The organism is Neobacillus massiliamazoniensis (assembly GCF_001048695.1).
GTDB lineage: Bacteria > Bacillota > Bacilli > Bacillales > Cytobacillaceae > Neobacillus > Neobacillus massiliamazoniensis.
This window is the reverse complement of record NZ_CVRB01000003.1, coordinates 97,597-109,662: the sequence shown is the minus strand read 5'-3', so window position 1 is coordinate 109,662 and position 12,066 is coordinate 97,597. Positions and strand designations below refer to the sequence as shown.

The window sequence follows — 12,066 nt, the reverse complement described above, 5'->3', positions numbered from 1 at the left end:
AAGCGTCTCTTTTTTTATTGTGAAGAACAGCGCATCAAAATATTGTTTGCTAGTTGTTCAGGATCTTCGCTTTCAATTACTACTTTGTCAAATTCATTTTCTTTCAAACTAAGAATTATTACTTTATTGTCTGAATGAAAGGATAAGAAATATTTTTTTCCATCTATCAAAAAAATTCCAGCTTTATAATCCAATGTAGTAATGCCTGTTCTTTTTATAGCTGTCAAGGGAAACTTGAAATTACCCGTCTGTACATCAACGACTGAATTGTAAGGAATCTTTATCTTCCGTCTTAAATTAGTTACCGCTGTCCAGCCTGAAATATCCAATATAAATTCGCTATCTTCCAATACAACTTGAATACTCACCTTCTATCTCCTCCTTTTTATAAATGCATGATTCGTTTATTATCTAATCTCACTTAATACAAATCTTCATCATGGTTTTTGGTATACATATTAAGTTACATTGAAGGCAACTCTTTTCGGTATAAATAATATTTTGATAAGAACATGAAGAGTACTATGAGGAATAAAGTTATAGTCAATGTTGTTAAAAGATGAGGTAAAGCATTGCCGGATATCATGATGTTGACCGCATGATTCGTCAAATACGCGGGATTTAAGATTTGAAATCCAGACCCAATTGCGGTTATGGCTTTCAAAAGTATTAGAACAAAAATGGATAACACAGCGACTGCCGAGGATCTAGATAGTAACGCACCCAACATAAGTGCAAGCGTTAAGATGAACAGGCACCAAATATAATAAACACCAAGCCCTGCAACGACTCTAGCTAATGACACAGCCTTAAACAAATAGGAGGTATAAAATATTGCCATCAGAATTCCAGTTACGACTGACACTGCGACAATAGCAGCCTGCCCAATCCACTTGCTAAGTAAATACTCGCCTAATGTTGTGTTGCGTGTCAAAATAAACGCTAGCATTCCGTTTTGTTTATCCGATACAACGACCCCCATCATACCAATTACAATAATTATTAAGCCCAATTGATCAAATTGACTAGTCAAGGTCGAAGCCAGAACATCTTCTGCAGTAAACTTTGGTAAAGTTATCTTCATACCTTCAGGCAATCCGCCTGCAATTTTCAGTATTTGAGGTAAATAATAGGACGAAAGAGGCTGAATGATTCCCAAAAACATAAATACCACAGGAAACCACAATAATTTGTAACTTCTTCTAGCTTCCAGCCACTCTTTCTTTAATAGAACAAATAGGCGGCTCATGTTTACTTCACCATCCTTAAAAAGATCTCTTCGAGGCTTTCCTGAACTAGTTCGAACTTTTGAATTGGAAGTCTCAAACGGCTAATATTGTCTAACAGCCAAATTCTTCCCTGTTCAATGTTTTTAACACGCACTTTTGCGGAACTACCTGTTTCTACAATAGATTCAACGATATCTTCGTTTACAAGTTGTGGAGCCCACTCGTTAACTCGAGGTGCCTGTATAATAAATACAGGTTGTTGATTTTGATTAATCACTTGATTAATCAAGCCGTTGACAAGCAATTTACCTTGGTTAAGGATAAGTATCTTATCACAAAGCTCTTCCGCATCGTGCAGAATATGAGTGGAAAATAGGATGGTTGATTTCTGTTTGATTACTTTAAGCAATTCCAACATGTCTCTTCGCCCTATTGGATCCAGTGCGGAAACAGGTTCATCCATAATAAGCAACTTAGGTTGATGGATAAGTGCCTGGGCGATGCCCAACCTTTGCTTCATCCCACCTGAATAGGTTCCGATCTGTTTATCCTTCTCCTTAGTCAACCCCACTAAGTCCAATAATTCTTTGATTCGCTGTTCTAAAATTTCCTTATATAAGCCTGAAAGTCCACCCATAAATTCGAGCAATTCCATTCCTGTCATCCACGAATAGAACGTTGGATGTTGCGGTAAGTATCCAATAAACTCACGCATTTTGTCATGACGCTTCCCTTGGAATAGAATCTGCCCACCTGTAGGTTTTGTAATATCTAAAAGCATTTTGATAATAGTTGTTTTACCAGCTCCATTAGGACCCAGAAGAGCAACGCATTCTCCATAATCGATTTGAAAGTCAATGTCTTTAATGATCTCATTATCTCCATATCTTTTTTGAAGATGTTTCACCTGAATTATGCTCATATTATCGTCCTCTTCTCCCTATGGTAAAGTACAAAATTGGACCGAAAAGATTGACAAATACAATGATCATGATCCATAACCATTTGGATTCATTGCTAAGGTTCCTTTTTAACAAATCCCGTAATGCTACAAAAAGTAAAATTAATTGTAAAATTAGCAGGGGAAGAAGAAGTGGCAACCAATCCCAGAGTTTATCAATTCCAATTTCATAGCCATAATGCATTCGCGATACCTCCTTATTCTTGGGACTTTTGTGGAATGAACATGCCTGCAAAAATTCGAGTGGTTCGATCAGGTGTCGGCTTGTTATTTATCGCTTTTTCAATAGATTTATTCATTGACTGGACGAGCTCCTGAAATTCATCGTCCGTTAGATGAATAGGTGTATACCAATAAGCAAATCCATCTTTTTCATACTGTTTTGGAGAAGTTTTCGTCAGATAAGTTGTCGCTAACTGAAGCAAATTGCCGTGAAATACTGAAAAATGGCGAATATGATCTTCCTGTGAAGTGGCTTCTATTTCACTTTCTGGAACCTGTAAGTTCTCTTTCTTGACTGAAAACACTCGTTCTTCCGTTCCTTTTACTTTTTTCTTATCGATTATCTCAATAAGATCTGCATTAATTAAAAGATTCATATGGCGATATAAAGTAGCTTGAGGAACATCGCCAAGTGCATCTAAAAGTTGAGCAATCGTCATCGGTTTCCCTAGTAGCAATTGTTGTATAATTCTCATTCGAATTGGATGAAGGATCAGGTCAGATTTTTTTGTCATTGTATTTCCCTTCAATTTCATTATCATTTTATAAAATGATAATATCATTGTTTTTGTTGAATGTATACATTTTTTAAAATATTTTCCAAAAAAATTATTATAGGTCCACATATGGACCTATTGAACAGTAACTTTTCTTACTAATACTCAAGATTTACGAAATAAGATAGCTTTAGATTTAGCAACAAGTTCTTGATTATCGTTTAAAATCGAACACTCTGTGTGGATTAAAGTTTTACCCTGTTTTTCAATTTGAGCATTTGCAATCAAATATGATCCAGTAGCAGGTTTCAAAAAGGAAACATTTAAATCGACAGTTACTACTCGTTGTATCCCGTTTTCATTAGGCGGAATCAAGTTTGACATGGCAACATCAGCTAATGAAGAAATGACTCCCCCATGAACAACACCGGCACTATTTACAATTAAATCTTGGATTGGCAATCGAAGTTGCAAATTATTATCATCAATCCTTTTGTATTCAAAACCTAAAAATTCGTCAAATGGCTGCTTTATAAACATAAATTCACCTCTTTTATATGTATATATATTAATCTAATAAATCAATATTATTAACCAACAATTCATAATTCAATTTATTATCACAATATTCCTTCTTTTAACAAAGAATTATTTACAATAAAAATAGGAGCTGCCTCTGCAACCCCGTTTATAAATTCAACCCCACGTTAGCACACCATAATATACCAAAACAATCTATACTTTTTTCTCTTTTTCCAACAATTGAATTATTTTCTTGTTTTGCTCAACTTGGATTTCCCCATTTTTTTTAATCTGGTGAGTCCAAATTAAAAGAAGTCCCACTGCCAATGGCGTTCCTTAGTAATTAAAGAGGCCAAATAACCCATTGGTGCAATCCCCCCAACTTAATCTAATAATAAAAAAACATTTCAAAAAGGGCAGACTAAACTCCTTCTCAATTTCAAATGTTCACCAATTTGTACACATTCTTTATTCAATTAACTGTGATTTTATTTCAACAAAAATGGGCAGTTCTCCTCATTTAAGATATACGACCGTCGTATAATTCAAGATGCTGTTATAAGTTGTATTAACCAAAACACTTACTCTAGTTAAAGGGAATGAATTCCTTGCTTGTTTATTCACGAAATATTCAAAATATATAGTATAATTAATTTTAAGGTAAATGAGATTAAATCAATAAAAAAGGGAGGCACAATTATGAATGTCTTTATTATTTTCCTAATTATATTTGCTCCGATTTTATTGCTTTTTGCTACAATTAATTATTTTTCTTATAAAAACTGGATAGCCGTATATATTGCGCTCAATGATGAAAATTATTTTAGAGCAGTCGGTAAACTTAAACAGACAGGAATTCAATATAAGACTAAAACTCTATTTAATCCAAATACAACTCCTATGTTTGGAGGGGATCGACAGAGACAATATGAAATTTACGTTAAAAAACATGATATTCATATAGCTTCTCAAAATATAAATTCTTTAAAAGATGGGTAAGAACAAATAGAAATGAATTTGCTAAAAAAAATACTTCACTTTCTTGAAAAAGAATCTAATAATTTCTAATAAGTCTTTATTAATTTAGGAAAGTTGAACAATTATTTTAATTCAAATAGTGATGATAATGTTATTTCTTTTCCGCCTGTATAAAAACTTTTTATAACACGGTAGTGTCCAGGTATTAAGTCATATTTAAGTGTCTTTAAGCTAATTATATTTTTATAAGTCTTACCTGTACCTAACTTAATATCTATCATTGTAAAATCAATATCATCTTTTAATGGGATTTCAAACCAAGATCCATCTTTGAAAAATTCAATAGTATAACGCGTACCAAATGACAAAGATTCTCCTTTATTCTTTATTTGTAATGTCAATTTGTCTGTCTTTACTTCGTATATAGGATGTTCTACTTTCATTTCCACATTAACATTTTCTTCGTTTACACTACTGGGTAATTCAGTATGATTAGATTTTTGAAGGGATTGATGTTCAATATTTTTAATACTTTTATTTGTACAAGCCGTTAAACAAATTAAAAATAATATAAACACAAATAATGATTTTTTAATATTCATAAATCTCTCCCATAATATTAGACGTATCCATATTATCTTTATGATCTTCTTTTCATTATGAAGAACGTAAATTAGGGGGCCCCTGGACATTCTTTTACTATTGCAATTTCCAATCAGGATTTATAGATTTAATAAAGTTCTCAATTTTTTCTGTACTTAATTGCCCTTTAACAATTTCATAATAAACTCCGTCTATTTTCAAAGGGTTTGAAAATGTAATGCTCGCTAGTTTCTTGTCTCCATTATAAAAGTCAACCGCATTAATCCAACCTTTAATTTCTTCGTGTTTGCTTTCTTTTTTAATAACATATCCATCGATCATCTTTAAGAATTCATTTATTTTCATCTTATCTTTTAGAGTAAATGGCTTGTTTTTACCTCGTCCATCAGAAAAAACAATTTTAGTCACATCGCTATCCTTCATTTTTGTAACTTCGTTTATTGTAACTTCTTTATTTACAATATCGATACATCCAAATAAACATAAACTAGAAAAAGCCGCTATTAAAAGTGAAAGTCTTAGTTTTGTTGTCATAATCCCCCCCCCTTTACTAATGAGACGTAAATAAACAGAAAATTGATACAAACTTGTTTCAATAAACTAAAAGGTTACTTGAATAAGAAAATGGCATTACCTCATTGTCGAAGTAATGCCCTCTTAAGCAAAATAATGAATTTTTAAATTTAATAATACCCTAAACCAAACAAACCTTTGATTAATTGGACCAAGTTTCAGAATAAACCCCGTTTTACAGCACTTGGATTCCCTTTATATCCCCATATCAATTGGTAGGGATTATTTTACGTTTACGCTGAATATGGAATATTTAATCAGACACTTTTTTCACATATTAGAAGGGCATGATTACTCATTCCTAATATACTCTTTTCTCTACAACTGTTTTCAATGTAATAAATCCAAGCATTTAATTCTTCGTTTTTTAAATCATTAATAAAATTTTTTAGGTATGGACTGAAGCCATCTGAAGCTAAATGGTCAATTAATCGAACGTCAAATTTCTTTAAAAACAACGTCATTTCTTCAGGTGAAGTAAAAAAAGCATCCGTCCAAAAACATTCTTTTTCTCCTTCCCTTATTACACCTGTTCTCAGTATCTTATCTACAAATTGTTTGCTCAAATATTCTTTGTCTTTAGACATAATTGAGTGGAGTATGTAGTGCTTGTTAATATAAGCAATATCTAACAACCCACCTTTTTTCAAAACTCTTAAAGACTCTTGTAAACATTTAACTCTATCGGTTTCATTAGTAAGATGATACATAGGTCCAAGACACAAGACAACATCAAAACTCTCTGAGTCAAACTCATGTAAATTAGTTGCATTTGCTACTTTGGCTTCAAGGTTTAATTGATCATCGTTTCTTTGCAATAACTTCTGGTGAATAATATCTATATGTTTTGGAGTTATATCTGTGGCAGCTACATTATTTCCTTTTTCTGCATAGTAAAATGAGTAAATTCCTGTTCCTGCACCTAATTCTAAGATATTATGGGAGGGTTTAATATATTGGTCCAAAGTCCTTGTTGTTATAATAAATTCAATTTTCCTTGCATTGTCAGTGGTAAGGCGAGATTCTTCATTACTATTTTGATAGTATTCAATAACCGATTGCATTTTTCTCACTCTCCAACAATTTTAATTACCTTAATATTAAGACAATTGGGGGTTTTTTTTTTTCTATTATTTAACAATTCAATGAACTTTTATTGTTAAACTCTTACTCTTTAATTAAGAAGAATTAAGCTTTTGTATAAAGCAAACGGGGTTATGAATCTATTTACGATGAATTAAGTTGTAACGCCAATTATTACATCTCATAAAGCTGCCCGGAGGATATTCGAATTCGCATTGAGAAATAAATTCGAAGTCAAGCTTCCGACAAATTGCATTTGAAGCAGGATTGTCAATTGAAGGGAATGCGTGTATGTAATTATACTTGTTCTCGGCAGCTGCTTCCTCTATTGCCAACTTCACTGCCATAGTAGCTATCCCTTTTCCCTGATAGGAGGGTAGGACGCTCCATCCAGTTTCGTAAACACTTTCACCGTTCCAAGTAGTTTGCCAGTAACCAACTGAACCTACTGCTTCCAACTCTGGTAATAAAGTAATGCTATACATACATCCCCTACTACCAAGATCAAGATACCTTTTGTGACGGTTCAAAATCTGATCCTTACTTTCTGGCCCTCCAAGATGTTGCATCATCTCAGGAGCATTTATACGAAAAAGCAAATCAAGGTCCTTCTCTTCCCAATGCTTAATCTGAATAATATCGTTGCTTCGTTCTAAAATATTCATCATCCCCTCAATTTTTTCTTTATTTATTCTTTCTTTACAGAAATCAATACTCCTTTATTTATGATACAAATTGTTCGTATAGATCGTTAAGAGTTTTAATACACCTAGGATATTATACTAGTATTTGTAGTACCATATAAGAATCTTTCACCTGGCTTTAACTCATTGTATGTATCCGGTCCTTCAATAAAATTCCCAAAAAAAGTAATCGACTAAAGCAGGATTACTAGAATAGAAAGAGAATTATATATTACATTCATGATAATCTATTTCTATTACAAAAAATTGGAGGAAAAACATGTTAGAGGTTAGAAAAATAAAGCCAGAAATGACTTACAGTCTTAGACATAGTGTTCTACGTCCTCACCAGACACTTGAGGACTGCATATATGATACAGACCATGCAGATCATGCATTTCATGTTGGAGCATTTTATCAAGGAAAGCTAATAAGTATTGCATCCTTTTGTATCGAAAAAAATCCTAATTTTTCTAATGAAATGCAATATCGCTTAAGAGGAATGGCAACTCTCGATGAGTTTCGAAAGTTAGGAGTCGGAAGGGCAGTTATTAACTATGCTGAAAATTTACTAAAGGAACAAGGTGTTGACTTTTTATGGTGCAAAGGAAGAACGACAGTTCAAGAATTTTATAATAAATTAGGTTTTAACATACAAGGTGAAGTTTTTGATTACCCTCCTATTGGTCCACATATCATGCTGTATAAAAAATTAACATAAACAAGCGACGGGTCAATATCGCTTATATACCGTTAGTAATAACCGTCTCAGCTTATAACATAAACTCTCCCAATAGCAAAACAAATAGACCTCGTTCTGAAGTCATGTATCTGCTGAAAAAGCAGATTCTTTTTTGGCTTCTTGTACCTTTTGGGTACTAAGCACAAAACTTACGCCTGCTGCAACGCTACAAACATATGGAAGTAATGGATATCCCCATTTAGTTATGACATAACCTCCAATCATTGAACCAATGGTGATGCCAATATACAAAGCAGTATTATTCCATGCCATAACAATTCCTCGTTCTTTTGGATATTCCACCGCTAATCGTGCTTGGTATGAGGTAAATCCTGCATACCCAACCAAAGCCCAAATAAAAAGAAATAAATAAATCCAATCACCAGATGAGAAAAATATCCCTAAACAAATAAGTATTAGAATTAAGATAATTAGCGTAGCCTTCGAAATTTTCCTTACTCCGAATTTATCTGTTAATTGCCCACTTGTAAGGCTTCCTATAACAGCACCGACACCATAAAAAGTAACAGCTAATGCGATTTCTGTTGATGAGAATCTATTTTCGGAGTCAAGAGCTGCACCTAAATAAACATAAAGGGCATACATTGAAATCGCCCAAATGGTTGTAACACTTACAGAACCAAGTATTCTTAGTAGTTTTCCTTCTAATAGATTTCTTGAAAAAACACTTTTAGGAATAGCTTCCCATGTTCTGAAATTCACCACCGCCAATATAGTTCCTATGATCGCCATTACAACAAATACTGAACGCCAACCAAGAAAATACTCTAATAACGTACCGAATGGCGCTCCTGCCCAAAGAGCCGTTAAATGTCCTGAAACAACAATTGAAAGCCATGTTCCTCTTCGATTTGGTGGCGCAATATCTCCAATGATTGCGTATATCAAAGGAGTGATTGAAGCAACGGACAAACCTGCTAAAATACGGCTAACAATGAGCCATAAAAATGAAGAAGCAAAAGCAGTTAGTGCGTTAGATATTACAAATAGCAATAAACCAAATGTAATAAATGTTCTTCGTCCATTTTTATCTGAAAGCCACCCAAATAAAGGAGCCGAAAAAGAATATGTAACCGCAAAAACAGTTACCATCCATCCAGTCGTCGTTGGACTAACCTTATATGCTTTTGAAATGAACGGCAATAATGGAGATACCACAAACAAGTCAGTACCCATTAGAAACAAAGTAATCCAACCAACGCTTAAACTTACCCTCCCTTGCAATTCCAAACACCCCCCATTTCAAAAATTATTTTTACATGTATATTCTCTAGGGGGTATAAAAAGGACTTTAGGGTAAGTTATAAAGGTTTTTTTATTATTTTGTTATACTGACCGTTAGCGCAATAAAAAAGCGTTTCTTCTTTTTCAGAAACGCACTCAACCTACTCCCAGTACCTATGGACAGATAAAAGTGGAACCATTTTAAAACCAAAAACAGAAAACGTTCTTTAATTAGCCTTCTTAATTGGGCTCAATTAAAATAAGCTTCCAAAAAGTAGTGATTGCTTATTGCCAGCCTTCAACTTTACCTCAATATGAAAGAGTCCTTTTGGAAGAAGTGCCACGTTCGTTCAACAACTCATAAATCTACTGATTGAATTGAATAAGGACGCTGTTAGATCAATAAATTAAGGTTGATATAAACTAAAAACTTCATTCCAATTCCAGTGTTCATAATACCAGGTACCTAAATCAATCTTCTTTATCCAGTGCCTCTGATTTATTCCATTTGTATCACCAATTAAAACACTTGCTTGTTCTCGATTAGTTCTAATCCATATAAATTTTTCTTCATTTTTTAAACTTATTGGATAAAAGTCGCCTTCGTTTGAGGATGGATATGTTATTTTTTTTTGCTTATTAGTTACGAGATTAACATGATAAATACTTGGCATTGGTCTCTGCGCAACATCTACTAAATCACTTTCAGCAGAACGTGATACGAATATTTGATTATCAGTTTTCCATGTTAAATCTCGATCCACATATCCTTTTGGAGTAATTAAAACTTTGGTATCCTTATGAATGTTCTTAACCTCTAATTTCTTATTCAATGTCGAAATTCGATTAATTCCTTGAACATATGCTAAGAAATTTTTACCTGGAGCCCACTGAAACCATTCCTCGTAATTTAACATCTCACCAACCATGTAAAAGCTTCTCCCATCATTAGATAAGACACCTATTGTATTACTATCAGCAGACAAAGAAGCTGTTGGGATAATCTGAAAAGCAATCCAGCAATGATCATAAGACCATTTAAACTGACTTGTTCCATAAAAATTGTCATCCTCTCTAACTCGTATAGTAAAAAAATGATGGGGTTGAAACTGATTGTTATTTTTAAGAATAAATTTGTTTAACAAAATGTCCGAAAAAACACTTTCTCCTGCTTTAGAGGAAGTTAATAAGCCACTCCCATCAGGCAACCATGAAAAGTTGATAATTCCTGATGCAATATTATGATGTACGTTTAATGATTTAACATCTGTAATCTTTAAAACTTTATCAGATTGATAACCAAGAGTATTTCGATTTGGTGCCCACTGAAAATTTTTATTTACATTTGAAGTAACTTTAAAATGAGTGTTTGATTTTACATCATATAGCCAAAGTTCTCCTTGATACAAAGGAGTTTGGCCTTCTTTGATCCCTCTAATGTATGCGATCCAGTTCCCATCAAAAGACCATTTAGGAAATCTTACATACTCACCATTTGTAACTCTCATTTCCTTATCTTTAATTTTAATCCATAAATCATTATTTTTTATAAAAGCTGCTGCCAATTCATTATTTGATTCCGCTGAAATAAAAGAAAAAGAGTGATTATATAAAATAAAAATAAGAATAAACATAATAATCTTTTTCACTTTAAATTTAACTCACTCCTCTTTTCAAAGACTTAACCTTTATTCTCCCCTTTTTTTATACTAAAAACCGCCATTTGACTGTCACATATTCTGTCCTTCAGTGTGTTCTAATTGAAACTTTTAGAATAATTAATTCATAAATTACGTAAAATATATATTGAAATATGGAATATATATATTACAATTATACCAAGGAGGTCTACATTATGAAAAATAAAGTGAAGTTAGCACGTACTGAAGTAGATCTAACACAACAGCAACTAGCTGAAAAGGTTGGAGTCACTCGACAAACGATTAGCTTAATTGAAAAAGGAAGCTATAACCCAACTTTAAAGCTATGTTTGGATATATGCTATGCAGTTAATAAAACATTAGATGAAATATTCTGGGTAGAAAGGGAGAGCTAAGAAATGAAGAAGATTACAGATGAACGATTAATTGTTAAAAATTTAAAAAACATACGGATTGCCTACATCCTTCAAACACTTGGAATAATCGGAATTTTAGCGTATGATGCAGTGACAAAAGGATTGGATCGTATGCGTGACAATCCATTGTGGCTTGTATTTATGATAACAACAGTAATTTCAGCATATTTATCCATGAGTATAAGCGTGGAGCATGAAAACGTGGAGAAATCTCCAAAAAAGAATTTAGGAGTATCAATTATTGTCCTGCTACTAATCTCTACTGTGCTTGGTTTCTTGGTATCAAAGAGTGCAGGATATAATGTTATTGATGGAGTAATTTGCGGTGGGATATTATTCATATGCGGTATTTTTCCAACTTTTTATGTTTTTAAATTGAGAAAAAAGCAACAAGACGAACAAATAGATAAATAATTTAACGTACAAAGGTTCAAAAAAATGCATAGGCAAGAAAAAATAATATAACTACTTGTAAGATTATGATTAAATGCAAGAGGGTCTTCAATTAGGTAAATTTCAACTACCTTCATCAGCTCACACTATGTTGTTCCTGATCGCTTAAGGACTGCTTTCTTATTTTCCATTGCCTTTTACATTCTTTATAAATATAACCTTATTTTTAATCCTTTGCGTAAATCTCTCTCTGTTGGG

General features: G+C 32.9%; 16 protein-coding genes. 4 read left to right on the top strand and 12 right to left on the bottom strand.

The window, feature by feature from the left end:
- Positions 1 to 14: 14 nt before the first annotated feature.
- The 6 genes from BN1082_RS13295 to BN1082_RS13270 form a co-directional block, all read right to left on the bottom strand.
- Positions 15 to 368 (bottom strand): PH domain-containing protein, encoded by a 354-nt coding sequence (locus BN1082_RS13295; RefSeq protein ID WP_090635098.1) that lies wholly within the window; start codon positions 366 to 368, stop codon positions 15 to 17.
- Between the two features lie 95 nt (positions 369 to 463).
- Positions 464 to 1,249, bottom strand: a complete 786-nt coding sequence (locus tag BN1082_RS13290) for an ABC transporter permease (protein ID WP_090635097.1) — start codon at positions 1,247 to 1,249, stop codon at positions 464 to 466.
- Positions 1,250 to 1,251: 2 nt separating this feature from the next.
- On the bottom strand, positions 1,252 to 2,151 hold the full coding sequence (locus BN1082_RS13285; RefSeq protein ID WP_090635096.1) for an ABC transporter ATP-binding protein: 900 nt from the start codon (positions 2,149 to 2,151) through the stop codon (positions 1,252 to 1,254).
- A 1-nt stretch (position 2,152) separates the two neighbouring features.
- Positions 2,153 to 2,374 carry a PLD nuclease N-terminal domain-containing protein gene (locus tag BN1082_RS13280; protein WP_090635095.1) on the bottom strand — a complete coding sequence of 74 codons (222 nt, stop codon included), beginning with the start codon at positions 2,372 to 2,374 and terminating at the stop codon, positions 2,153 to 2,155.
- Positions 2,375 to 2,387: 13 nt separating this feature from the next.
- The gene (locus BN1082_RS13275; protein WP_176699779.1) at positions 2,388 to 2,927 is read right to left on the bottom strand and encodes a helix-turn-helix domain-containing protein; all 540 of its coding nucleotides are present in this window, start codon (positions 2,925 to 2,927) and stop codon (positions 2,388 to 2,390) included.
- Between the two features lie 147 nt (positions 2,928 to 3,074).
- Positions 3,075 to 3,449, bottom strand: a complete 375-nt coding sequence (locus BN1082_RS13270; protein WP_090635093.1) for a PaaI family thioesterase — start codon at positions 3,447 to 3,449, stop codon at positions 3,075 to 3,077.
- A 681-nt stretch (positions 3,450 to 4,130) separates the two neighbouring features.
- Between BN1082_RS13270 and BN1082_RS13265 the strand changes: the two genes are divergently transcribed.
- Entirely contained in the window at positions 4,131 to 4,430 is a 300-nt protein-coding gene (locus BN1082_RS13265; protein ID WP_090635092.1) for a hypothetical protein, read from the top strand.
- Between the two features lie 101 nt (positions 4,431 to 4,531).
- Here BN1082_RS13265 and BN1082_RS13260 read toward each other — a convergent pair whose 3' ends face one another.
- The 4 genes from BN1082_RS13260 to BN1082_RS13245 all read right to left on the bottom strand — a co-directional run bounded on the left by BN1082_RS13260 (position 4,532) and on the right by BN1082_RS13245 (position 7,336).
- Entirely contained in the window at positions 4,532 to 5,011 is a 480-nt protein-coding gene (locus BN1082_RS13260; protein WP_090635091.1) for an immunoglobulin-like domain-containing protein, read from the bottom strand.
- 97 nt (positions 5,012 to 5,108) lie between these two features.
- Positions 5,109 to 5,546, bottom strand: coding sequence for a hypothetical protein (locus BN1082_RS13255; protein ID WP_090635090.1), 438 nt, complete (start codon positions 5,544 to 5,546; stop codon positions 5,109 to 5,111).
- 296 nt (positions 5,547 to 5,842) lie between these two features.
- A complete protein-coding gene (locus tag BN1082_RS13250) occupies positions 5,843 to 6,649 on the bottom strand; it encodes a class I SAM-dependent methyltransferase (RefSeq protein ID WP_090635089.1) in 807 nt (268 codons plus the stop codon).
- 159 nt (positions 6,650 to 6,808) lie between these two features.
- The gene (locus tag BN1082_RS13245) at positions 6,809 to 7,336 is read right to left on the bottom strand and encodes a GNAT family N-acetyltransferase (RefSeq protein ID WP_090635088.1); all 528 of its coding nucleotides are present in this window, start codon (positions 7,334 to 7,336) and stop codon (positions 6,809 to 6,811) included.
- A gap of 295 nt (positions 7,337 to 7,631) precedes the next feature.
- Between BN1082_RS13245 and BN1082_RS13240 the strand changes: the two genes are divergently transcribed.
- Positions 7,632 to 8,072 (top strand): GNAT family N-acetyltransferase, encoded by a 441-nt coding sequence (locus BN1082_RS13240; protein ID WP_090635087.1) that lies wholly within the window; start codon positions 7,632 to 7,634, stop codon positions 8,070 to 8,072.
- A gap of 102 nt (positions 8,073 to 8,174) precedes the next feature.
- On the opposite strand, the gene BN1082_RS13235 is transcribed toward BN1082_RS13240, so the two are convergent.
- Together BN1082_RS13235 and BN1082_RS13230 are read right to left on the bottom strand one after the other, a co-directional pair.
- A complete protein-coding gene (locus BN1082_RS13235) occupies positions 8,175 to 9,338 on the bottom strand; it encodes an MFS transporter (RefSeq protein WP_090635086.1) in 1,164 nt (387 codons plus the stop codon).
- Positions 9,339 to 9,745: 407 nt separating this feature from the next.
- Positions 9,746 to 10,987 (bottom strand): TolB-like translocation protein, encoded by a 1,242-nt coding sequence (locus BN1082_RS13230; RefSeq protein ID WP_090635085.1) that lies wholly within the window; start codon positions 10,985 to 10,987, stop codon positions 9,746 to 9,748.
- Positions 10,988 to 11,193: 206 nt separating this feature from the next.
- On the opposite strand from BN1082_RS13230, the gene BN1082_RS13225 reads away from it, so the two are divergent.
- Positions 11,194 to 11,394, top strand: a complete 201-nt coding sequence (locus BN1082_RS13225) for a helix-turn-helix transcriptional regulator (RefSeq protein WP_090635084.1) — start codon at positions 11,194 to 11,196, stop codon at positions 11,392 to 11,394.
- A gap of 3 nt (positions 11,395 to 11,397) precedes the next feature.
- Positions 11,398 to 11,829, top strand: coding sequence for a hypothetical protein (locus tag BN1082_RS13220; protein ID WP_090635083.1), 432 nt, complete (start codon positions 11,398 to 11,400; stop codon positions 11,827 to 11,829).
- The last annotated feature ends 237 nt before the right edge of the window (positions 11,830 to 12,066 follow it).

What these genes read in the sequence shown, in the direction of transcription:
- BN1082_RS13275 (WP_176699779.1), bottom strand. Translation starts at nt 2,927, where the DNA reads ATGACAAAAAAATCTGACCTGATCCTTCATCCAATTCGAATGAGAATT.
- BN1082_RS13260 (WP_090635091.1), bottom strand. Translation starts at nt 5,011, where the DNA reads ATGAATATTAAAAAATCATTATTTGTGTTTATATTATTTTTAATTTGT.
- BN1082_RS13290 (WP_090635097.1), bottom strand. Translation starts at nt 1,249, where the DNA reads ATGAGCCGCCTATTTGTTCTATTAAAGAAAGAGTGGCTGGAAGCTAGA.
- BN1082_RS13240 (WP_090635087.1), top strand. Translation starts at nt 7,632, where the DNA reads ATGTTAGAGGTTAGAAAAATAAAGCCAGAAATGACTTACAGTCTTAGA.
- BN1082_RS13225 (WP_090635084.1), top strand. Translation starts at nt 11,194, where the DNA reads ATGAAAAATAAAGTGAAGTTAGCACGTACTGAAGTAGATCTAACACAA.
- BN1082_RS13245 (WP_090635088.1), bottom strand. Translation starts at nt 7,336, where the DNA reads ATGATGAATATTTTAGAACGAAGCAACGATATTATTCAGATTAAGCAT.
- BN1082_RS13280 (WP_090635095.1), bottom strand. Translation starts at nt 2,374, where the DNA reads ATGCATTATGGCTATGAAATTGGAATTGATAAACTCTGGGATTGGTTG.
- BN1082_RS13265 (WP_090635092.1), top strand. Translation starts at nt 4,131, where the DNA reads ATGAATGTCTTTATTATTTTCCTAATTATATTTGCTCCGATTTTATTG.
- BN1082_RS13255 (WP_090635090.1), bottom strand. Translation starts at nt 5,546, where the DNA reads ATGACAACAAAACTAAGACTTTCACTTTTAATAGCGGCTTTTTCTAGT.
- BN1082_RS13250 (WP_090635089.1), bottom strand. Translation starts at nt 6,649, where the DNA reads ATGCAATCGGTTATTGAATACTATCAAAATAGTAATGAAGAATCTCGC.
- BN1082_RS13270 (WP_090635093.1), bottom strand. Translation starts at nt 3,449, where the DNA reads ATGTTTATAAAGCAGCCATTTGACGAATTTTTAGGTTTTGAATACAAA.
- BN1082_RS13220 (WP_090635083.1), top strand. Translation starts at nt 11,398, where the DNA reads ATGAAGAAGATTACAGATGAACGATTAATTGTTAAAAATTTAAAAAAC.
- BN1082_RS13285 (WP_090635096.1), bottom strand. Translation starts at nt 2,151, where the DNA reads ATGAGCATAATTCAGGTGAAACATCTTCAAAAAAGATATGGAGATAAT.